This window comes from Methylicorpusculum sp. (assembly GCF_030651835.1).
Classification (GTDB): Bacteria; Pseudomonadota; Gammaproteobacteria; order Methylococcales; family Methylomonadaceae; genus Methylicorpusculum.
Window position 1 is genome coordinate 1 of the sequence record NZ_JAUSBX010000052.1, and the last position, 22,932, is coordinate 22,932.

A 22,932-nucleotide genomic window follows, 5' to 3' on the forward strand; every position below is an offset into this window, starting at 1 on the left:
CTTAAATCCCGTCATCCATGCCTGGAGGTGAGTGCGATCGATACCGGTATTGATACGCCTCATGAACGCAACGCATGGATGGCTAAAAACGTAGCGGCCATGCCCAAAGATCGGCCCGTGGTCGTTTTGGTCGGCTCACACCATACGTTAAAAGAAATTAACTGGCTCACCAGCAAAGGCGTACCATCAACAGCAGAAATATTGCATAAACAAGGTTTTCTCGTGAAATCGTTTCCTCAAATCTGGATACCGAAAAAATGCAATAGCGAGTATGACAGGGCATACCGTTTTGTCAGCATTGATAAACCGGAAGCTTTGACTTTACTTGTCGATGACCTTTTTGCAACGCTCAATGCCAAAGAGCCGGAACAAGTCGAGGGGGTTGTCGACGGGTTAATTTTGTGGGCGTGCGACAACCTGACGCGCGACTAAAAGCCACATTCCATATATACCGATTAGTAGTTAAAATGGTGGTAACCCAATTGCGATGCGATTGTACCCATATATCTACCCTCTCAAATGCGGCTTTTTAGCCGCATTTTTTTGCCTAAAATTAGGCATAGGCTGATGGAATACTTTCATTTTCCGTGGTGATAGTTAACTTCTAAGTTTGAAAGTAGACAATTTTAGTAAAATAAATTTTAAATTTTTGAGGCGAGTTGCAGTAAGCGAAAGCGGAGGCCTTGCGCGATTACCTGAATCTGACCCAGACCCAGGGGTGATGACGGTGCAGTTTAGGCGAAGGTACGGGGAATACTCGGTGGAAATCAACAATACAGGCTACAATGCGCTCGGTTCAGTGCCCACTACACTTCGTGATTTGTTATGAAATACCCCGATTGTGAAAACATTATTGAAATCGAACCCTGGATGGTTGACGAACTTTTCGGATGCCCTCATTGTTGGGCGATTCTCCAACTTGTAACGGATAAAGGTGGTTATTACAACACCAATGACAAACGGTTTGGTGCTTTGTGATTACGTCTGAGCTAAACCTAATATCGCCATTGACCAAAGCCGAACAGGATAAACTCCAGCAATTCTTGCTGACAAGCACGACCTCGAATGAAACGATGTTACTGGATAACTTGAACGGCTATTTGACGGCGATTGCCATTGGTCCTACGACATTACCGTTTGATCTTTGGTTTTCGCGCATTTGGGGACCAAACGAAGAAGATATGCCGAATTTTGCTTCGCAAGAGGAGGCTCAGCATATCTTTAATCTAATCATGCGGTACTTCAATAGCATCATTGCCGTGCTAGAACATGACCCAGACAGCTTTGAACCGGTCCTTGATAGTTATATTTCGCCCGAGGGAGAGAAATGTTTCGACGGTGAGATGTGGGCTTATGGTTTTATAGAAGGGGTTAATTTGTGTCAGCAAGATTGGCAACCCCTGATTGAAGACCCTGAGGGAAAAGACGCTTTTTTACCACTCTTCTTATTGGGTTCCGATGAGATTTCGCCTGAGCAGGAAAAATTGGTCGAAACCCGCATGCAAACCGCCGCATTGTCCAAATACATTCCGGAATGTATTGCTTTCATTTATCGATTCTGGCAACCCTACCGGCTAGCTATGCTAGAACGGACAGTTGCTAAACAAGCAAGGAGAGATGGCGTCAAAGTCGGGCGAAACGATCCTTGTTCCTGCGGCAGCGGCAAGAAGTTCAAGAAATGCTGCGGTGCTGCGGCGGATCTGCATTAATGGTTAACTCATGACATTGATACATCGTTAGCGTTGAGCTTTTAGTGTGGGTCAGAGCTGTATCAATGCCAAGCATGTTAAAGGTCATGTAAGCTAGGTTGCTTCCTCTATCGCAAATCGGAGCTAAGTGGACTAAAATTCTCCTTTCTCGTCCAAAACAGACCCTTTGCTAGCCGCTTGGAAAAAAGTCATGGATCAAACCGGTAGTGAGCAAGCAGAAATCGTTCTGCTATCGCAACAGCTTGCTGCGCTCCTGGAAAATCTGGAGCAGATGCTGCAGCAGGAAAAGCCCTATTTAGTGGCACTCTATCAGTCAAACCTGGGTGAATTGGAGTATCGCTTGCTCGGTTTACAAATCGAATGCCGCGCATTAAAAGAGCGTATCGAGTTGGCTACACGCACCCTAAATCAGGGTGAAACCCTGACCCAAAGCCATTTAGATGCCATTGAAGAACAAATTAAGCAAGCTTTCCTTCTCTGGCAAGTGCAACTTAACGAACAAGCGCAGGCTCTTTCAGACAGTTTTACTTATTTAAACGGTTTAGTCCCGGTCGATGTTGCGGTGGTAAGTCGCGCCAAAAAGGCTTACCGTCGACTTGCGCGCTTGTTACACCCCGATGTCAGTCCAAAGCATCAGGCGCTCTTTGAGCATTATTGGCCATCGGTACAAGACGCTTATCGAGCTATTGATGCCGACTTATTAGAGGCTTTGCTACACGTTATAGAAACTACGGCGATACAAGATACCGGCAACGAGGATGCAGAGGCCACTAAAAATAGGCTTATCCACATGATCGCTAAAGAAACTGAACGCCTACTGACGCTACGCAACGATCCACCTTTTTGTTGGGCCGAACAGTTGCAAGACGCGCATTGGTTGAATGAGCGGCGTGCGGTGTTGGATTTGGCTATTCAGCAGGAAAGTGAGCGCTGGGCGGCACTGACCACTCGTTACGTGGGCATTACAGCCCAAGTCAATCAGGAGTAGCTCCTATGAAAGACCTGCTGCCCTTGTCTGTATTAACACAGCAATTAATGCAGCGTAGCCTGCAAAAAAAGGCTATTGAGCTACCGTTTGCCAAAACTATTTTCTTGTTAGAAACCCACATTGCTGGCCTACACTACCACGACATCAAACAAGTAACAGAAACAGTGCAGGTCCATGATGCGCTGAAATTGCGCAGGGAACCAGCCAACACTTATGATGAGCTGGCTATCGAAGTCTTGACCATAAACCAGTGTAAACTCGGCTACCTGCCAAAGCATCGTAACCCTATCTTGGCAAGGTTGATGGATGCCGGCAAGTCTTTGATAGCCGAAGTGGCCAGCATTAAAAAGGGCGATGATAGCTTGCCATACTATCGGCAAGAACCAAGCGAAGACAATGCCATCACTGATATCCGTTTAAAAATATCTTTATATGAATAAATGGGTGATAGGGGGGGTAGATCAGTTTGGTAAGACTGTGGGTCATTGACAATTACCCACCCCATCAATTCCCCATAATCGCCTTGTAGCGATGTCTTTCCGAAGACGTAAAGGATTCCTTCGTAGGGGTTAGAAATCAGAACGATTCCTATTTTTTAATCGCGCCGTTTTTGCAAAACAGGGTTGGATCGTTGATGAGCGAGGTAGCTTGTTATGTGCAATAGTTGGTTGGGATCTCAATGTTCGTTACCGGCCAAAACCGGACTGCTGTCTATAATTTTGAGAGACAGTAATTGAATGAGTAACCGCCTTTCAAATTAGCCCTACATGCTTGTTTGAAAGACCTGACCCGATTTCCCTGACAATAGTCTGGATCGTATTATGGAATTGCTTGGGTATGGCCTTTCCGTTAGGAAGATTGCCGAAGTGTTGGGTTATTCGAGTCACATCGCGCTCAATACTTATATCAATAAACGCGGTTTACAGCCGCTTATTAAGAAGGTTGGTCTAGATTCATGTGATTTTGCCAAAAAGTTATCTTAACTGTTTGATACATAAAACCCATCTCGTTGAATTGTTATATGCCTCAGACGGATCTTACTTCGTTGAGTAGATCAGGGTGACGGTCTAGCAGCTTGAGCAACTTAACCAAGGCCAGTGGGGGCTTAGTCTTGCCACTCTCATAGCGTGAGAAGGCATTGATGCCCCCGCCAAAGATTTCAGCGGCTTCGCGCTGATCCAGGCGAAGCTTCTTGCGTACATTGGTGATAAAACCTGGATCGACATAGGCAGCATTCACTTGTTTGTTGAATTGCAGCATCAATTCGTTGATGCGGATCGATTCAGCCATATCCAGAACAGCTTCATCACACACAGGACAAAAGTCGCCGGTAACCGCTTCGATAGTGATAGTAACACCCTTGTAGGTATAGGGCTGGTCGCGGGTATCATGGATCAGTTCCGCCGCACCGCAAACAGGACATTTCATGGTCAAAGCTCCTTAAAGGATACAATTAGCACGTCATCGATGACCGTTAATTTCAGGTATACGTCACCTGCCTTTGTACTCGGCCGGTACACATCCTGCCAGACCGTATGATCGGCATGGGTGGTCATACTCTTGTAGAAATCCGCTGTCGTGAGTGCCTGTACGACAGCCAGCATATCGGATACGCTCAACCCCATTTGCGCCGCTCCCTGTTCTGCCGAGTAAGTGGTTCGCACTTTGCCCGTTTCAACCAAGGTTTTGATCACTGATAGCTTGCAATGAGGGGTTAGTTTCTCCATAGGTTAATGCTAACCTAGTTGGTTATTTTTGGCAAATTGGTTAATTGAAATAGAAGGAGAAAGCTATCGGAAAAAACAGCGCCTAAAAAAATGACCCTTATTTTTAACTAAAACCGGCCAGGGTAATTGACGTCAGCCGGCCAAGATAGTTGACGCCGGACAAGCTCCGCCTAATACGCGTTGAACTGAACAATGGCGAAGTTGAAGTGTTGATCACCAACTTGATGGCTGAACAGGCTTTTCCGGTCGACGAATTCAAGGAATTGTACCATCTAAGATGGGGGGCGGAAGAAAACTACAAGCGTCTTAAACAGTGGGTAGAAATTGAGAACTTTTCCGGCAAATCGGCTTTGTCGGTTAAACAGGATTTTTATGCCAAGGTGCTCTCGACCAATCTTACCGCCGTGGTCGCCAATAGCTCTCAACGACAAGTAGAGAAGACAGCCGCCCATCGACAGCACGACTACCAGGTCAATTTCGCGCAAGCGCTCACCAAAATGAAAAACACACTGATTGAACTCCTTTTACTTTCAGTTCAGCAATTGCAGCGCCGACTCGAAGTGCTGATTGATTACATTGCCTGCACTATAGAGCCCATACGTAAAGGAAGAAGCTACAACAGATCGTGCTCAAAATCAAAAAACAGAATTTTCTATTGTAGTTACAAGAGGGCAAAATAAATCAAAGAGTTATCTCTTAACTTAATGACATTGCTCCGGGTAGGGTTTTAAAATGAGAATTGCTGAGGTTTTGGGTGTTCAAATAAATCTGAATACGCAGGCCGGAATAAGTACACGCCGTTAACAGTTATTAACCGCACTGATTGCGGTTCGAAAAAATATTTTTTCAAACAAAAATGCAGCGGATTTTATTAAAATGTGGTTTATGCCATAAAAATTTTTTAGTGTTGTGTGGCCTAACATAGTTCTTGATTCTCTGGCTGCGACAATATACCGCGCGACATTTTGTCGCATTTAGTTCCCCGTCTTCAATGCCTAACATCACTCCCGGCTCTTTAACGAGTTCATAGACCTTTTCCAAGCGGCGACACCTCATCACCGCTCTTTTTGGAAATTTTGTCCAACGAAGTTTGGCGCACTCAATTCAGCGCCAGTCTTAGATGCTAATGAAAGTGGGTGGAGTATGGCTTGGGACGAAGACGAAGATACGACGATCTATCATGTGGTTGTTAATCACGAGGAGCAATACTCCATCTGGCCGGAGTACAAGGAGGTGCCTAAAGGCTGGAAAACTGTCGGCAGAACCGGCCCGAAACAGGAATGCCTGGATTACATTAAAGACGTTTGGACGGATATGCGTCCTTTGAGTTTGCGCAAGGCAATGGCGGAAAACGCGGAGCTTAGCGACATCGGGGCAGCGAGCTGTTAATGGCAACGCTCATCCAGGCAGCCGGACGGGTAGAGGTCGGGCAAAGCTGTTCGCACCTTCTACAGTCGTTTGAAGAGGAGACTCAAAAGCTCCCGGAGATTGGCGAAGTTCATGTTTGGTCGGCTCGGCTGACCCTTCGGCAAGGCTCAGGACAGGTTTCGACGCAAAATAAATTTGAAATCTTCTATGGATCATTGTCGACGGATGAACGCAAACGAGCGGAAAGCTTCGTTCAAGAACGCGACAGAAACCGATACATTATCGCACGCGGGATCTTGCGAGAATTGTTGGGACATTACCTCGGCATGGCTCCTGAACAAGTTTGTTTCTCTTACGGGGCCAACGGAAAGCCTTATTTAGCCGATTCACTGGCCGGGAGCGGACTGGAATTCAATCTCTCTCATGCGGCCAATTCAGCGGTCTATGCGTTCGCCAACCGCACGCAAGTAGGAATCGACATAGAGCCGCTAAACAAGGGCCTGGCTTGGCGGGAATTGGCGCCGATCGTGTTTTCTGAGAGGGAGCAGGCGGAACTGGCCGAAATCCCGGACGATGAAAAAGCGGAAGCCTTCTTACGGGGATGGACTCGTAAGGAAGCGTTTGTCAAAGGATGCGGTGCAGGTTTGTCGTTAGACCTTAATGCTTTCGACGTACCCTTGGGACGGCTCGAAAATCCGAGTCCCGTTCAACTAGCTAACAAGCAAAAACAGTCTGACGTCTGGTGGCTATGTCCGATCGATCCGATTGCGGATTTCGTGGCGGCGCTAACCGTGAACGGCATGCCGCCGCTACGCGTCATAGCAAATCGCTGGATCGATTGGCCAACCCTGGTCAACCTGACCGTGACAGCCGTTCAGCAATCCGTAGGAGCGATGCCTCCGGCGCGATTAGAGAAAAATCCACTTTAGGAGGCCACATGGAAAATTTGATGGCATTGAATCCGACTGCCGACTTACCGGTGGTACCGCCTTCGAAGGCGACATTGTTAAAAAACCGCTATCCAGTGGTGGAACGCAGAGAGAACCTATCCTCGATAAGTTTCTTTTCCGATTTTGTGGCAAAGAATCGTCCCGTGGTGGTTCCGAAGGCATTGAAACATTGTCCGGCGCTCTCCCGCTGGTCAGCCGATCATCTTCGAAAGATTGCCGGCAGCCGCACCGTCAAACTCAAGCAAGGTTTGAACGAGGAAGGTGTTGTCGGCCTGAAAACAATAGCATCACGATTGAACGACTATCTGGATTGTGTGGAGCTTTTTGAAACCCGGCTGCAACGGAACGAAGTATCGGCCAAAGATAGGCCGCCCTATTTGCACGACTTACCGTTATTGAGTGTTCTGCCCGATGCTGCAAACGATCTCGACGGATTTCCGTCCGACTATTTTCCGGACTGGTATCGGACCGATTGGTTTAAGTTCGCCCAATTCTTCCTTGGGCCGAGTCATAGTTTAACGCCCTTACATTTCGATTGCCTGCTCACTCACAATCTGTTCTTTCAGGTCAGAGGACGCAAACGCTTCATCCTATTGCATCACGACCAACTGCCGTTCTGTTATCGCTATAAATGGCGCTGGTGCGAGGTCGATGCCGAAAGCCCCGATTTTATGCGCCATCCTCTTTATCGGGAAGCGCAAGTTCAAGAATGTATTGTAGAACCCGGAGACATGCTTTACATGCCGCCGGGGATGCTTCATCACGTCCGCAGTCTCGACTGTGCGATGTCATTTAATGTGGATTGGCATACGCGCGGTAGCGCTATTCAGGGGATGTTAGCGCTGAGGCGGGGAATGCCCATTAAAAACGTTTATTACAATGCGGTCATCGCCCTTGGGCAATGCACCGGACAATCGGCCGGACGGGTGCTTCCCTGGTACCGTTCATATCTGAACTACGTCTCATAGAGAGGTCATTGTGCGCTTCATTGAAGAACCCGGACTAACTGCGAATATTCAAACAACCTACCCCAACTTTGTGGAGCTGGCGTGCAGCAGGGCGAATGAAAAGCCTGAGCAGACGGCATACGTTTTTCTGCAGGACGGTGAAAACGAAAGTGGCCAGTTAACGTTTGCCGAACTGGATCGGCGCGCCCGCGCTATCGCCGCCCGGCTTCAAAGTATGGGCATGACCGGCGAACGGGCTCTGCTGCTGTATCCGCCGGGGCTTGATTACATCGAGGGCTTTTTCGGTTGTTTGTATGCAGGAGTTGTCGCGGTACCTGCCAGCCCTCCTACGCGTCGGCAGAAATCCCGGCTTTTGGCCGTGATTAACGATGCTACACCGGCCGTTATCATGACCACAGCGGATCTCGCAGCGAAATATCGGACAAATTCGCCTGGAGCGAATTTGAACAGCCAACGGCTGGCCCGAAGGGTGAAATACAAGGATGTATTTCATAGTGAATTCGAAGGAATGGCTGAGCGCAACAATAACGGCTTAAATTTAAGCAGTGGAAAACCCTCTCCAGAGGGAGAAGGACGCGACGAGACTAAAGCGGGTACACCGGCATGGTTTACCACGGATAAACCGGAAGTCGCATTTGCCGAAAGTTGGGTTAAACCAGCGCTTAGCTCCGACAACCTTGCTTTCCTCCAATACACCTCTGGGTCTACTGGGGATCCCAAAGGCGTGATGGTCAGTCACGGCAACCTGATGGCCAACCAGGAGGCCATCAAACAAGGTTTCGGACATACCGAACACACCACGGTAGTCGGCTGGCTACCCCTTTATCATGATATGGGTTTGATCGGAAATCTACTGCAGCCGCTTTATCTGGGAGCCACCGCTATTTTAATGCCGCCCATGGCGTTTCTGGAAAAGCCCATACGCTGGCTTAGGGCGATTTCAAATTATCAGGCGAACACTTCCGGTGGCCCCAATTTTGCCTACGACCTTTGTCTGCGCAAGGTGACTGCCGAACAAATGCAAGGTTTGGATTTGACTGCCTGGAGCTTGGCTTTCAATGGTTCAGAACCGGTACGTGCCGCCACCATGGAAGGTTTTTCAGAAAAATTTGCCGATTGCGGCTTTCGCCGGGAAAATTTTTTCCCTTGCTATGGTTTAGCCGAAGCCACGCTGTTTGTGTCAGGAGAAAAACTGCCCTCTGTTGGGTACGCCAAGCACCCCGAAGAAAAGCCCCAAGTCCGCTCGATTTCTTGCGGCTCAACGTCTGACCATCACGAAATCCGCATTGCCGACCCCGAAACAGGTAGCCCTTGTCAGGAAGGCCGCATCGGTGAAATCTGGGTGGCAGGCCCCAGTATAGCCAAAGGATACTGGAACCGCCCGGAAGAATCGGAACAAACCTTCCGTGCCCGATTGGCCGATAAGACGGGTATGGATCGGTCAATTATTGACTCTCTTTCCCACAAGAAAGAAAACAACACGCAACCTTTTCTTCGCACCGGTGATTTGGGGTTTCTCGATAACGGCCAGCTTTACATCACCGGTCGCATCAAGGATTTGATCATCATCCGTGGCCGGAATTTTTACCCGCAAGACATCGAACAAGCACTGACCGAGGAAATTCCGGCACTCATTCCCGACGGTTGTGTAGCGTTTTCGGCAACCCATGAAGACGAGGAACAGCTGATTGTGGTCGCCGAGATCACGCGTGTGGCAATGCGCTCGGGCGACTACGAGGCGATTGCCGCCGCAGTGCGAAAAGTCCTTGCCGAAGTCTGCGAACTGGCTGCCGCCGAATTAGTCCTGGTGCAAGCCGGTACGGTCCCCAAAACGTCCAGCGGTAAAATTCGGCGCCAACCCTGCAAACAGATGTATTTGGAAAATTCATTGCCTGTGTTGTTCCGTTCGGGCGAACAACCAAGTGCTAAATACTCTGGAGTGAGAGAACAGACTAATACTGTTGACTTAAGCACTGCAAAGCCCTCTCCAGAGGGAGAGGGTTGGGTGAGGGGAAATCAGAATAAGGAAAAAAATTTGATTATAACCCCAATGAAACAGAGCAGCCCTACTTCATCGCCGGACCATTTCGCCGGGAGCGAAATGGGACGCGCAGCGGCCCGTCAGGGCGGAGTCCATGGAGGGACTCCGCAATATCAAATCTTGCAGCAGGCGCTATTGGCCGTGCCTCAAGCGCAGCGTGCGCCATTAATCACCCGTTTTCTTAGCCATAAGATTGCCCTTCTGTTAAAAGTTGAAGAATCAGCTCTATCTACTGATTCGCCCTTACGATCATTGGGGCTCGACTCTCTCAAAGCGGTCGAGCTCAAACATGCGACAGATGATCTACTGGGCATGGATGCGGCTTTGTCGTTGTTTCTATCCGATGATTCGCTGGAAAAAATAGCCGAAAAACTATCTGAAACCGCCGAATCTACAGCAGGGTGCACCGTACACACCGATCCTTCAGCCGCTACTGAGCAGGATGCTCACAGCCCACTTTACAATTCAAACCTGTCTGCGACCCAATTCTCCATGTGGACGATGCAGCAATTAGAGCCGAACAGTATCGTCTACAACCTCCATCTGGCATTGCGCATCGCCGGAGCGATCGATCAAGAACGGCTAAAACAAGCTTTCCGTTATCTGACGGCCCGTCATACTATGCTGCGTACATTGTATCGCGCCGGCGACAATGATGAGGTTATTCAACAGGTACTGCCAACGTCCGAATTACCGGATTTCTTTACAGCCATCGACGCATCCGCGTGGACGGAAGCTCAACTTCAGGATGATATGGCCCGACGGGCCAGAGAATCTTTCGATTTGGCGATAGGGCCGCTACTCCGTATCACAAGTTATGGGCATGGAAAGCAAGGTAACGGTCAATCTTTACCCACTGACACCTGCCATACCCTTTTAATTTGCGCCCACCATATCGCCGTCGATCTGTGGTCGGTGCTCATTCTCGTCAGCGAACTAAAAACAATCTATACCGAGTTGTCCTCCGGCAGAGAGCCGCTATTAAACGATCTCAATTCAAGCTATACCAATTTTGTCGCTTGGCAACGGCAGTATCTGGAAAGTCCGGCCTGTGATAAAGCCTGGAATTACTGGCATCGGCAATTGACCGGAGAGCTTCCCCTGCTCTCTCTGCCGACGGATAATCCGAGACCAGCGGTTTCGGATTATCGCGGCGCTTCGGTGGCGTTCCGGTTGAATCGGGACGAAACCGAACGACTCAAAAAACTGGCCGGACAGCAGGGTGTGACGCTGTTTGCCTTGCTGCTCACAGCATATAAGGTATTGCTACATCGCTATACCCATCAAAAAGATGTAATCATCGGCGTTCCCACCAGCGGACGCAGCCAATCGCGTTTTGCCCCGGTCGTTGGAAATTTCGTTAATCCGCTGCCCTTACGCAGTTACCCTTCCGGCAACAAAGCCTTTACGGATTATTTGGCGGAAATCAACGAGACCTTGTTAAGTGCGCTGGAATACCAGTATTTTCCTTTTTCCCTGATGGTGGAACGCCTGCAACCCGAACGCGTCGCCGATCATTGGCCGATTTACCAGACTTTGTTTGTGTTGCAGCAGGCTCAGGCGGGTATTGATACTGAACTTGCACAATTTGCTCTGGGAGAGGATGGCAAAACTTCGGCTTGGGATGATATGCAAATCAGACCCTTAGCGATACAACAGCGGGTCGAGAATTTCGACATTAAACTGATGGCGGCAGAGTGTGAGCATGGATTGCAGTTTTCTTTCCAGTATCGCAGCGATTTATTTGAGCCAAGTACTATTGCAGCTTGGTCTACACATTTTCAAGGACTAATTACAGGTATCATAAACAATGCCAATGTAAAATTGAGCGAGTTGCCTTTACTCTCTACCGATGAACGACATAAATTAACGGTTGATTGGAATGCAACAAAAACTGAATATTCAGGCGCGAGTTGTATTCATCAATTATTTGAAACACAGGTAGAAAAGACTCCAAATGAAATTGCCTTAATCTATCAAGGTCAGCAACTTAGCTATCGAGAATTGAATGCTCGTAGTAACCGTCTAGCCCACGCATTGGTAGCGGCAAAATTTAAGCCTGATACGCCTATTGGGATTTGCGCTCAGCGGTCATTAGAAATGGTGATTGGGTTACTGGGAATACTAAAAGCAGGCTGTGCTTATTTACCGCTAGAGCCTGGCTATCCACATGAACGCCTTTCAGCAATGCTGGACGACTCCGATGCACCTTTAATTCTGGTTCAAGCAGAGTTTGCTCATATATTCTCTGATTTTACGGGAACAACTCATACGCTTGATGCGGAATTATCAAGTTTTATTGATTTTTCTGAACAGAACCCTGATGTTCAAATCAATGAGGGCAACTTGGCTTATGTGCTGTTTACTTCTGGTTCTACAGGACGACCTAAAGGCGTAGCAGTGCCTCACAAAGGGGTTCAAAACCATCTTCTTTGGATGCAAGAACACTTTAGTCTCAATGAAAGTGATACGGTAATGCAAAAAACACCGTACACCTTTGATGTTTCGGTCTCAGAGTTCTTTTGCCCTTTGATAGCGGGCGCACGTCTGCTGATGGCCGCTCACGATGATCATAAAGATCCTGAACGGCTGGTAGATCTGATTGAACAATACGGTGTCACCACACTGCACTTTGTACCTTCTATGCTGGGGGCTTTTCTTGGTGCGGCTGATTTTAGCAAATGTATATCTTTGCGGCGGATTATTTGTAACGGTGAAGCATTGAGTTTTGACTTACAAAAACACTTTCATGAGTGTTCCAATGCCCAACTTTACAATCTGTATGGTCCTACCGAAGCCTCTATTAATGTTACGGGATGGCTCTGCGACCGAGATCAACTAGAAAATTCAATTCCGATTGGTAGACCCGTTGGCAACACACAGATTTATGTTTTGGATGAACAGTTTAACCCAGTGCCGATAGGCATTATCGGTGAACTTTACATAGGTGGTATTCAATTAGCACGCGGGTATTTAAACCAGCCCAGTTTAACTGCTGAACGGTTTGTACCGAATCCATTCGCTAATACAGGAGAGCGTTTATATCGTTCGGGCGATTTGGCTTGCTACCGCCGGGACGGTGCTGTTAATTATCTGGGTCGAGTTGACCATCAAGTTAAAGTTCGTGGTTTTCGGATTGAACTAGGCGAAATAGAATCCGTATTGCGACAAAACCCTAACGTTAAAACAGCCATTGTAATGGTACGCGAAGATGGCCCTGGCGGTAAGTATTTGGCAGCATACTGGGTAAGCAATCAAGAGAAAAACTCTCCTGATACAGAGGTGTTACAGGATTTTCTTAAGGAACATCTTCCTGATTACATGATTCCAGCGGTGCTAATCAAACTAGAACATCTTCCCTTATCAGCTAATGGCAAGCTGGATCGCAAAGCGTTACCTGTGCCAGATTTTAGCTCACAATTTGCCGACCGGTACGTTGCGCCACAAAATGAAGTGGAATACATGTTGGCTCAAGTTTGGTCAAACCTGTTAGGAATCGAACGAATCGGCATACATGATAATTTCTTTGCTTTAGGCGGCGATTCTATTCTTAGTATCCAGGTTTCAAGTCGGACTCATCAAGCTGGCTGGTCTGTTACACCACGGCAGCTCTTTAAATATCAAACAATCTCTGAACTAGCGACTGTGGTTGAAAAAAACTCACAAGAATCAAGCGCTACTCAGCTTGAGCAAGATAGTAAAGATTATGTTCCTTACTCAATAAGCAAGCTTTCTCAAATAGAGTTGGAATCTTTATTAGAAAGTCATGTAAATATTGAAGATGCTTACCCTCTTTCTTCCATGCAGGAAGGAATATTATTTCATACGCTTAGCAGCCCGGGGTCAGGCGTTTATGTGATGCAGGATCGCTATGAAATCTGTGGAAAAATTGACTTGGAAGCGTTTCGTCTAGCTTGGCAAAATGTGATGGATAATAACCCTATCTTGCGCACCTCATTCGATTGGAATTTAGGAACACGTCCGTTACAAATAGTAAATCGTGACGCTATTCTGCCTTTCGAGTATCTGGATTGGAGTAATTACAACGAGGCAGATCAACAAGTTCGTTTAGAAACCCTATTACGCTCAGAGCAGGTAAAGGGTTTCGATCTTGGCAGTGGGTTGTCATTTCGTATCCGAATTATAAAATGTGGAGACCAACGTTATTTTTGCATTAGAAGTTATCATCATATCCTTATAGACGAATGGTGTACTTCAACTATGTTTCTAGAGTTCCGAGAATATTATGGGGCTTTATCTCAAGGCAAGCCTCTTCCCGTTATACAAACACATCCATTTCGAGACTATATTGCTTGGCTTGAATGTCAAGATAAAGCGAAAACTGAATCTTACTGGCGTAGTTACTTGCAAGGTTTTACCGAACCGATGGCGTTGAGTGAGAAACAAGGCTATCGCCCGACTCATATCGAAAGCACGGTAGACGATATTACAGTACAGCTCTCTACTGCTGATACCGAAGCACTCAATATTTTGGCGCAACGGTATCGACTTACTCCCAATACATTTGTACAAGGTGCGTTAGCATTATTGCTCTGTCGGTATGAGGGACGCCCGGAAGTTCTTTTCGGTGTAACAGTGTCAGGAAGACCTAGCACTTTAGCGGGTGCCGAGACAATGCTTGGGCTATTAATTAATGCATTACCTCTTCGTATTGCCATCAATGTTGAGCAACCTTTGTTGGAATGGTTGCAAGATTTATTAGAACAAAATTTAGACATGCGTCAATACGAATATTCTTCACTTGTTGATATTCAATCCTGGAGTTCTATTCCCCGTAGTGAAGGAGAATTATTCCAACATCTCCTGACATTTGAGAATGCGCCTATCGATTCCAGTTTGTTGACTGAAAATGACATCATTAACATGAGTTTGGTATGGAATCGTGTTCATACGAATTATCCGATAACATTCGTCGCTATTCCAGGTAAACAATTAAACCTACGGATTACTTATCAGACAGCACAGTTTGATTCTCAGTATATCAAACGGATGATTGGACATTTTCAGACTCTGCTGGAAGAAATGATCCATCATCCTGACAAGCGAGTAGGGGAAGTGAACATACTTGCTCGTCATGAACATCAGCAAATTCTACTGGATTGGAATCAAACGAAACATTCGTATCCAGAGCCGTGCGATATTGTGGTACTTTTCGAAGCGCAAGCGGTGCTGACACCCGATGCTATCGCCACCGCTTTTCAGGGACAAGAGCTTACTTACTTCGAACTCAATAACCGCGTCAACCGTGTTGCCCATGCGCTATTGTCAGAAGGTGTTGGTCACGAAACGCTGATTGCTATCTTTAATGATCGCGGCATCGATTATCTGGTGATGCTGCTGAGTGTATTCAAAGCCGGTAGCGCCTATCTTCCGCTCGATCCCAGCCACCCCGACGGAAGAATTGCACAGGTGCTGAAAGAAAGTGGAGTCGGATTGATATTGACCGGCACTTCCTATTTTGAACGTGTACTGGCTTTGGCTGGTATGGTTGGAGATAGCATGGATACAGGAGGTGGGGTTACGCATGGCGCAGTTTCCGTGGAACAAACGCCAACAACTCGGGCGTGCGCTTCGTTAAGCGTTCAGTTGCTATGCCAACCTGACGTGCTCCTCCTGGAGGAATTGGAATCCTGCGAAAACGAGGTAGAAAACCCGCCCGGAGGCCATACCCCGGAAAGTCTGGCTTTCGTCATCTTCACATCGGGTTCTACCGGTATGCCGAAAGGCGCCATGGTCGAACACAAGGGCATGTTTAACAACCTTATTACCAAAGTCCCGACTTTGGGATTAACGGGAGGTGACGTCATCGCGCAAACGGCCGGGCAGTGTTTCGACATTTCCGTTTGGCAACACCTGACCGCGCTGGTGTGCGGAGCGAGAGTAGAAATATTCCCTGATGAGATTGTCAAGGAACCTAACCAGCTACTAGCGCAACTGGCGGAGCGCGGCGTTACCGTTTTGGAAGCCGTTCCATCCATGATACAGGCGTTGTTGGATATAGCTGACGATGTCCTTGAACTGCCAAAATTACGCTGGTTGATCGCTTGCGGCGAGGCATTCCCGCCGGAATTATGTAGGCGCTGGATGGACCGGTTTCCTCATGTCAAGGTGCTCAACGCCTACGGCCCCGCCGAATGTTCGGACGATGTGTCTTACTATGAAGTACCCGCTAGACCGGGTGATACGGAAACCCTCGTACCAATCGGTAGACCGGTCCATAACACTCGATTGTATCTTCTGGACCGTTGGCTGGAGCCTGTACCCATCGGCGTGCCGGGCGAAATCTGCGTGGCCGGCATTCAAGTTGGGCGCGGCTATCTCAATCGTCCGGATTTTACGGCCGAAAAATTCATTCCGGATCCCTTCGATGAAGCAGGCACGCGGTTGTATCGCACCGGCGATATCGGCCGTTATCGCGAGGACGGTGCTATCGAATTTCTGGGCCGGATCGATCATCAGGTCAAAATTCGTGGCGTTCGCATCGAACCCGGCGAAATTGAGGCGCAGCTCCTGACCTTTCCTAACGTGGAACAAGCCCTGGTCACGGTCCGGGAGGACGGTGTGAGCGGTAAACGCCTAGTGGCTTATATCGTATGCGGCGAAGAGGACATAAACAGTGACGCTGAATTAATCAGTCGCATCGATTCCCTACCGATTGCGACCCTTCTGACCTCCATGGATGGAGGAAATGCCGACGACGGCCGGGAGCAGTCGCGGCCGCCCCCCTTGGCAGTCGGAAAACTGCGCGAGCATCTGGCCGCCAGATTGCCGAACGCGATGATGCCGTCGGCTTTCGTCCGGCTGAATGCCATGCCGCTTGGCGCTAACGGCAAGATCGACCGCAAAGCATTGCCGGAGCCGGATATGGCAGGGCAAAGCGACCGTGCTTATGTCGCACCGCGCAATCCCGCCGAGGAAGCGCTAGTCGGTATCTGGAAAGAAGTACTGGGTATCGAAAGGGTCGGCGTCGCGGATAACTTTTTCGATCTGGGCGGCCATTCGCTGTTAGCGGTGCAGGTGTTGTCACGGCTACGCCGAGCTTTTGGCATTGAGGTGCCGCTACGTCGGCTTTTCGAAGCGTCCACTATCGAGGCATTGGCGCTACTGGTCGAAGAGCTTCTGATAGAACATTTGAACAGCCTGTCGGAAGAAGAAGCGGAGGCCTTATTGATTGATGATGAAGAAGGTGTTTCGACGGACCTCAAACAGCAGAGAGATTGAATGGATCCATCGTTCCCGAGCTCTGCGTCACTGCCTGCAGTTAAGTCGTTCGTGCTGAGCTTGTCGAAGCATGAACAGCTTAACTGTGGGCTTGAGATTTTTCCATTCACCCTTCGACAAGGCCTTTAGTTCTGAGCGCAGCCGAAGGATCAGGGCGAACGGAAAATTCCTTAACTTAATGGCAGTGACAGAGACCGTGGGAACGATGCAGGTAAGAAAATATAAAAAACCGTTGCTGAAGTGCAAATACTAATACCAAAAACAACCTTACACGGAATGGAAATGACAAGAAAAAAAACCAAATGCATCCTTTTACATCCGGCCTCATTAACACTAGCTTTGCTAATGTCCGATCCCTGCATGGCCGCCGATGAATTAAATGATAAAAAACTACCTGCCAAGAATACCAAAGAGGCTGCGTCGGTTTCCAAAACACCCGATACCATCGAGCTGAAGGCGATGACAGTGACAGGGGAGGCAGTTCAAGATCCGAATGACCCTTATAACGAAAGCTACACCGTCACTAACAGCTCTATTGCCACTAAAACCGACACGCCGATTATGGATACGCCGTTGTCGATTGAAGTAGTAACCCAAGAAGTTCTAAAAGATCAACAAGCATTCCGGATACAGGATGCAGTAAAAAACGTCAGTGGTGTTCAGCAAATAGCTAATGATGGATATGATGATTTTATTATAAGGGGGTTTAATACAACTCGAATTGGATATCGTAATGGCGTTAGGGTTCCACTATTAAATCTTGATTTTGCCAACATACAACAGATTGAAGTTTTGAAAGGGCCGGCCAGCATTCTGTTTGGCCGGATAGAGCCTGGTGGAGTAATCAATGCGGTTACCAAGCGTCCTCAAGAGGAAGCCTATTATTCACTGGAACAGCGCTTTGGTTCTTATGATTTTTATCGGACTGAAGCGAATGCTACCGGTGCTATTACCGATGATAAATCGTTATTGTATCGCTTAGATTTCTCCTATCTGGATAAAAACTCCTTCCGGGATTTTGTTTTTAATGATCGTATTTTTATTGCCCCCAGCCTGACTTGGAGGCCTTCTGATCGCACCGAATTCAATTTATCCTATGATTATCTCAACGAAGATCGTGTATTTGATCCTGGGCAACCGGCAATGGGTGGCAGTGTTGCTCAGATACCGATTAGTCGCAACTTCGGGCAGCCCGGACTTTCCGATCATTTTGGTAGCGATGTGATTGATTTTAACTGGAGCCATAAATTCAGCGATCAATGGCAAGTACGTAATGGTGTAGTCGCAACGTTTCTGGATGAAGATTGGAATGAAATTTATACATTTTTTCCGAACGATGAGAATCGTACTGTCGATAGGTTTAGCTGGTTTGGCGGACGGACAACCAGTTCGCAGACGGTTTATCTGGATTTGAACGGTAAGTTAGACACCTTCGGTATAAAACATAATATCTTGATTGGAGGCGATTATTATTCTCTGGAGCAAGACGGAACTGCAACAGATCAGTTTGTTGATACTGTTGATGTTTTCAATCCAGTTCGTTCGGATTTGGATATCGATGCTTTGAGGAATGGTCCACGTGGTTTCAATAACGTGGTAGAGAATTCGTGGTATGGCATTTATTTTCAAGATCAGATAACGTTATGGGATAAATTACATATCCTTGGCGGCGGTCGTTATGATATTACCACTTCAGGTAGCGGTTTTTCTGGCACATCTCTCGCTGATGCCCACGCAAATTTTACCGATATTGAAATAAACAAATTCAACCCAAGGGTAGGTATTTTGTATCAACCTTGGCAGTGGCTCTCGGTATACGGAAATTATGTCGAATCGATTGGAGCTGGGAATCAAGGGGCTTCAATATCTGGGACACCTTTTAATCCTGAAACTGCCGAGCAATATGAGGCTGGCTTTAAAACGGAATTGTTCGATAGCCGTTTGACTTCGACAGTGGCGTTCTTTCATCTGACTAAAGATAATATTCTCACATCTGATCCCGTTAATCCTAATTTCAGGGTTGCGATTGGAAAAGCACGAAGCCAAGGTATTGAAGTAGATGTTTCGGGGCAAATTACGGATGAATTGAGCCTGATTGGCACTTATGCGTGGACTGATACCAAGATTTTGCAAGACAACTCAGGCAATCAAGGCAATCGCCTCGGTCTTGTTCCACTCCATTCCGGCAGTCTTTGGCTTAAATACGATTTTCAACAAGCATTTTTAAAAGGATTCAGTTTTGGCGCCGGAGTGTTCGCTGCGGACAAGCGTTTCGGTGATAGCGCAAATAGCTTTTCTGATGGCGCCTATGCGCGTGTCGATATGATGGCAGCGTATAAATTCAACATTGGCCCTACGCGGCTCACCACGCAAGTTAATATCAACAATGTTACTGATGCTGAGTATTTTTTATTGCCAAATGATAGGGCTAGAAACATTCCTGCCGAACCTTTGAGTGTATTTGGCTCAATTCGTTTGGAGTATTAGTATGCAGCGACGTTGGGCTACCGTCTTTTTGGCAACCCAACACTTATGTATTACGGGTTTGTTGGGTTAACGATACCAAAAGCAGGCGCTTTAGGCGAAGCTGTTAGCCCAACCAACTCACTGACGTTTGGGATCCGAATGTCACATAACCGCTACTGCGGCAATGTGACCTACGGTTCTGTGTAATCGCGACGATATAACATGATGAATATTTTAATCGTACTCTCGTACCCGTGTTATCAACCGACAACGCTAAAAAAATTACAAAATTAATGTCTTACGAAAAAGGAATAGGCCATGACACGTTATTTCTGGGTGTTGCTGCACCGTTACGCCGGTCTGGCAATGGCCGGGTTCCTGATTATTGTCGGCCTGACCGGCAGCTTGCTGGCGTTTTTCACGGAACTTGAGCGAATCATTAATCCACACTGGTATCCCGTTCATACCCAGGAAAAGGCGCTGGATGCTGCTACGCTGGCCGAATGGGTCGGAATGCGAGAACCGCGCTTGCAGGTTAAAGAAATCAATCTTGAAAGTTTCTACGGTGGCGCCACGGGAGCTTGGGTTACACCGCGCACCGATCCTGCAACGGGCGAACCTTACGAATTAGGTTACAACCATATCATTCTCGACCCTGTTACCGGCGCTGAAATAGAGCGGCGTACCTGGGGTGTGATTAGTGAAAGCTGGGGCAATCTGATGAGTTTTGTGTACAACTTACACTATTCTCTGGCGCTGGACATGACCGGCATCTGGATACTCGGTATCTGCGCCTTGATCTGGACACTGGATTGCTTTGTCGGTTTTTATCTGACACTACCAGCGCGGCGAAAGCCACGTAGTCTGGATGCAGCCCGACAAAATCCGGGGATTACCGTGGACAGCCCGCTACCGGATTCCGCCCGCGCTGTATCCGGGCGACAAAGTAACCGCTCTTTTTGGCAACGCTGGCAACCGGCCTGGAAAATCCGCTGGCGGGCAGGCAGCTATAAGCTCAATTTCGATTTACATCGAGCCGGGGGCTTATGGTTGTGGGCGATGTTACTTATTTTTGCCTGGTCGAGCGTGTACATGAATCTGTGGGATACGGTTTATACCTGGACAACACGAGCGGTGTTCGATTACAAAGCGCCTTGGACTGAACTTCGGCCTTTGGCCAAACCCATCGAGCAGCCGCTTTTAAGCTGGCGGCAGGCGCAGGCCAGAGGTGAGGCTCTGATGTCCGAGCAGGCACGTTTGCATGATTTTGTTGTGGAACGTCCGGTTGCGCTAAAGCTGGATCGGGAAACCGGCACTTATACTTGGCAAGTGCACAGCAACCGGGAAATCGACGATCATAGTCGCCGCTACACGACGCAAGTCATTTTTGACGCTAACAATGGCGAACTTAAACTGGTCTTACTGCCTAGCGGCCAATACACCGGCAACACCGTCAGCAATTGGCTCTATGCCCTGCATATGGCAAACGTTTTCGGATTACCTTACCGGATTTTTGTTTGCCTGCTGGGTTTGGCGATAGTTATATTGAGCATCACCGGCATTGTTATTTGGCTCAGGAAGCGACGGGCGGCACGCTTGATGAGGAAAGCCGGGGCGGTCAGTTGCGATTGCGGTTAAGCTGTCTGTCAAATGCCCAGCGGACATGTTCTTTCACCATGTCGGAATTGGTGGCAAGGCCGTAAGCTAGGGTACGCATTGCGTATCTACGGAGCTCAGGCCAAGCGTTCGGCTGGACGGAGCGTATTCTGGTATTTTTAAGTGGCTTGGTTTGCCCGGTGCTATTTGTGACTGGTGTGATCCGCTGGCTACAAAAGCGTCAAGCCGCCCAGAAAAAGCGCCATAAAATCGAAATAGGTATTAATACTGGAGAAATTGATCGAGAAACTTCTGGCAGAGCCGTTGGAAAACTTGAGCTTGGAAAAAATTTTGGGCATTTTGATCAGCGCCGATAATCGCGAGCCAGCGGAGGCGATTTAAACTTTTAAACTAGAGGATTACCCACATTTATGAGCATTACCAAAAACATTTCTGAGCTTCCCTGCCATCCTGACCCAGTGACAATGAAACCCGATTTAGACCGGGCTCATGAAATATTTGAGCAATTGGCTGACCAGTATGGAAAAATTTTCATGGTTCAATTTGCGAACCAACCTATGGTGGTTGTCTCAGACGCTAAACTGATCAACTTCGTTCTTTGCAAAAGGCAAGAGCTTTTTGGCCCCTATCACAGAAATAGCAAAATTCTTGAAGCCATAAAATCAGATGGAATCGAAGCCGCTGACGACCATGACTGGAAGCAGCAAAGAGAGATTATAGCGGCATCCATGGAGTCCAGCCACCTAAACCGATACTTCGAGAATATCAAGGCGGTTACCGAAGATTTGAAAAACCGCTGGATAGCCTATGGAGAAAACCTTTCCAAAACCGATCTGGAAGCGGAGATTTTTGGCTTCTCAATTTCAGTATTTACGGCGATAGTGTTCGGCGACATGGCAGATAAGCCAGAGGATGAGCGGGAGACTGCCAAAAATCTCTTGCATAACTTGCTCGTCATCTTAAGCAAACGCATTGATGCTCTGCTACCGCAAATGCACCTAGAAAGCTTCACCAGGGATAAGGATTTCGACGAGCAGATAAAGGAGGTCTTGATCATCATCGAAAGCCTTATCGCACATAATAGAAATCTTTTGACCGACAATAACGGAACTGGCAAAGCGGCAAATATGCTTCAGGTTCTCATTGAAATCATGGAAGAAAAGGGTGTGGATATCCGCAATGTAAAACTTATCGAAAATATCCTACTGATACTGCTAGCCTCAGAACCTACCACGGCGGACACGCTGCTCAGGGTGCTCCACTACATTGGCGCGAATCCTCAAGTTCAAAAAGAAATTCAGGATGAAGTCGATGCCATATTGGGCAAGTGTGACATTATTGAGAACATCAAAGATATCAAAAAACTCAGATGCATTGATGCCGTTATTTATGAGTCGATGAGAATGTCTCCGGTAGCTCGCTTTGTTCTTGTCGAGGCGAAAGTGGATTTGCTATTGGATGATATTGAAATACCCTGCGGAACTCCACTGGTGCTACTGATCGCGTATTGTGCTATGGATGAGGAAAACTTTCATCAAGCTGCAACCTTTGAACACCGGCGATGGTGTAGCGAAAGTAAAGAGGATTTCTCGCATAACAACAAGGCCTTTTTAGGTTTTGGAGCCGGACCACGTTCCTGTCCGGGGCGTGGTTTGGCGATGCTGGTTATGAAAACCGTCTTAGCAATGATTTGCGGAAATTTTCAAATCTGCCTCGTATCCGGAAAACCGGTTCTCGATGAAACCGTTTCCAAAGACAAGCCATTTCCTTTGGATTTTACCGTCGAAATTCGTGGCAAGAACCACGACTTTGAAGCTTAGGAGGCGTTAACCTTAATGCTTTACCAATAACTGGTT

14 protein-coding genes and 2 pseudogenes are annotated in these 22,932 nt (G+C 47.7%); 14 read left to right on the plus strand and 2 right to left on the minus strand.

Features of this window, described 5'->3' with window-relative positions:
- The 5 genes and pseudogenes from Q7V32_RS06840 to Q7V32_RS06860 form a co-directional block, all read left to right on the plus strand.
- A pseudogene (locus Q7V32_RS06840) lies at window positions 1-432 on the plus strand (hypothetical protein); the annotation flags it as partial.
- A gap of 393 nt (window positions 433-825) precedes the next feature.
- Entirely contained in the window at window positions 826-978 is a 153-nt protein-coding gene (locus Q7V32_RS06845; RefSeq protein WP_304896237.1) for a hypothetical protein, read from the plus strand.
- Between the two features lie 29 nt (window positions 979-1,007).
- On the plus strand, window positions 1,008-1,709 hold the full coding sequence (locus Q7V32_RS06850; RefSeq protein ID WP_304896238.1) for a UPF0149 family protein: 702 nt from the start codon (window positions 1,008-1,010) through the stop codon (window positions 1,707-1,709).
- A gap of 190 nt (window positions 1,710-1,899) precedes the next feature.
- Entirely contained in the window at window positions 1,900-2,697 is a 798-nt protein-coding gene (locus Q7V32_RS06855) for a J domain-containing protein (protein ID WP_304896239.1), read from the plus strand.
- Window positions 2,698-2,702: 5 nt separating this feature from the next.
- Window positions 2,703-3,137 carry an HIRAN domain-containing protein gene (locus tag Q7V32_RS06860; RefSeq protein WP_304896240.1) on the plus strand — a complete coding sequence of 145 codons (435 nt, stop codon included), beginning with the start codon at window positions 2,703-2,705 and terminating at the stop codon, window positions 3,135-3,137.
- A gap of 586 nt (window positions 3,138-3,723) precedes the next feature.
- On the opposite strand, the gene Q7V32_RS06865 is transcribed toward Q7V32_RS06860, so the two are convergent.
- A complete protein-coding gene (locus Q7V32_RS06865; RefSeq protein ID WP_304896241.1) occupies window positions 3,724-4,125 on the minus strand; it encodes a type II toxin-antitoxin system MqsA family antitoxin in 402 nt (133 codons plus the stop codon).
- A 2-nt stretch (window positions 4,126-4,127) separates the two neighbouring features.
- Entirely contained in the window at window positions 4,128-4,424 is a 297-nt protein-coding gene (locus Q7V32_RS06870) for a type II toxin-antitoxin system MqsR family toxin (RefSeq protein WP_304896242.1), read from the minus strand.
- 206 nt (window positions 4,425-4,630) lie between these two features.
- Here Q7V32_RS06870 and Q7V32_RS06875 point away from each other — a divergent pair, with 206 nt between their 5' ends.
- The 9 genes and pseudogenes from Q7V32_RS06875 (at window position 4,631) to Q7V32_RS06915 (ending at window position 22,896) form a co-directional block, all read left to right on the plus strand.
- Entirely contained in the window at window positions 4,631-5,104 is a 474-nt protein-coding gene (locus Q7V32_RS06875) for a transposase (RefSeq protein ID WP_304896243.1), read from the plus strand.
- 463 nt (window positions 5,105-5,567) lie between these two features.
- Window positions 5,568-5,813 carry an MbtH family NRPS accessory protein gene (locus Q7V32_RS06880; protein WP_304896244.1) on the plus strand — a complete coding sequence of 82 codons (246 nt, stop codon included), beginning with the start codon at window positions 5,568-5,570 and terminating at the stop codon, window positions 5,811-5,813.
- Window positions 5,813-6,721, plus strand: a complete 909-nt coding sequence (locus Q7V32_RS06885) for a 4'-phosphopantetheinyl transferase superfamily protein (protein WP_304896245.1) — start codon at window positions 5,813-5,815, stop codon at window positions 6,719-6,721. Before Q7V32_RS06880 ends, Q7V32_RS06885 begins: the two co-directional genes overlap by 1 nt.
- A gap of 8 nt (window positions 6,722-6,729) precedes the next feature.
- Window positions 6,730-7,710, plus strand: coding sequence for a cupin-like domain-containing protein (locus tag Q7V32_RS06890; RefSeq protein WP_304896246.1), 981 nt, complete (start codon window positions 6,730-6,732; stop codon window positions 7,708-7,710).
- A 10-nt stretch (window positions 7,711-7,720) separates the two neighbouring features.
- Window positions 7,721-16,993 carry a non-ribosomal peptide synthetase gene (locus Q7V32_RS06895; RefSeq protein WP_304896247.1) on the plus strand — a complete coding sequence of 3,091 codons (9,273 nt, stop codon included), beginning with the start codon at window positions 7,721-7,723 and terminating at the stop codon, window positions 16,991-16,993.
- Window positions 16,994-17,275: 282 nt separating this feature from the next.
- Complete coding sequence (locus Q7V32_RS06900) at window positions 17,276-19,480, plus strand: TonB-dependent siderophore receptor (RefSeq protein ID WP_304896248.1); 2,205 nt, start codon at window positions 17,276-17,278, stop codon at window positions 19,478-19,480.
- A 297-nt stretch (window positions 19,481-19,777) separates the two neighbouring features.
- Window positions 19,778-21,097 (plus strand): PepSY domain-containing protein, encoded by a 1,320-nt coding sequence (locus Q7V32_RS06905; protein WP_304896249.1) that lies wholly within the window; start codon window positions 19,778-19,780, stop codon window positions 21,095-21,097.
- 95 nt (window positions 21,098-21,192) lie between these two features.
- A pseudogene (locus Q7V32_RS20795) lies at window positions 21,193-21,312 on the plus strand (PepSY domain-containing protein); the annotation flags it as partial.
- Between the two features lie 174 nt (window positions 21,313-21,486).
- A complete protein-coding gene (locus tag Q7V32_RS06915) occupies window positions 21,487-22,896 on the plus strand; it encodes a cytochrome P450 (RefSeq protein ID WP_304896250.1) in 1,410 nt (469 codons plus the stop codon).
- The last annotated feature ends 36 nt before the right edge of the window (window positions 22,897-22,932 follow it).

Bases quoted from the DNA above. Each gene is read 5' to 3' on its own strand.
- Q7V32_RS06885 (WP_304896245.1), top strand. From the start codon at position 5,813: ATGGCAACGCTCATCCAGGCAGCCGGACGGGTAGAGGTCGGGCAAAGC.
- Q7V32_RS06900 (WP_304896248.1), top strand. From the start codon at position 17,276: ATGACAAGAAAAAAAACCAAATGCATCCTTTTACATCCGGCCTCATTA.
- Q7V32_RS06860 (WP_304896240.1), top strand. From the start codon at position 2,703: ATGAAAGACCTGCTGCCCTTGTCTGTATTAACACAGCAATTAATGCAG.
- Q7V32_RS06845 (WP_304896237.1), top strand. From the start codon at position 826: ATGAAATACCCCGATTGTGAAAACATTATTGAAATCGAACCCTGGATG.
- Q7V32_RS06915 (WP_304896250.1), top strand. From the start codon at position 21,487: ATGAGCATTACCAAAAACATTTCTGAGCTTCCCTGCCATCCTGACCCA.
- Q7V32_RS06865 (WP_304896241.1), bottom strand. From the start codon at position 4,125: ATGAAATGTCCTGTTTGCGGTGCGGCGGAACTGATCCATGATACCCGC.
- Q7V32_RS06880 (WP_304896244.1), top strand. From the start codon at position 5,568: ATGGCTTGGGACGAAGACGAAGATACGACGATCTATCATGTGGTTGTT.
- Q7V32_RS06855 (WP_304896239.1), top strand. From the start codon at position 1,900: ATGGATCAAACCGGTAGTGAGCAAGCAGAAATCGTTCTGCTATCGCAA.
- Q7V32_RS06870 (WP_304896242.1), bottom strand. From the start codon at position 4,424: ATGGAGAAACTAACCCCTCATTGCAAGCTATCAGTGATCAAAACCTTG.
- Q7V32_RS06905 (WP_304896249.1), top strand. From the start codon at position 19,778: ATGACACGTTATTTCTGGGTGTTGCTGCACCGTTACGCCGGTCTGGCA.
- Q7V32_RS06890 (WP_304896246.1), top strand. From the start codon at position 6,730: ATGGAAAATTTGATGGCATTGAATCCGACTGCCGACTTACCGGTGGTA.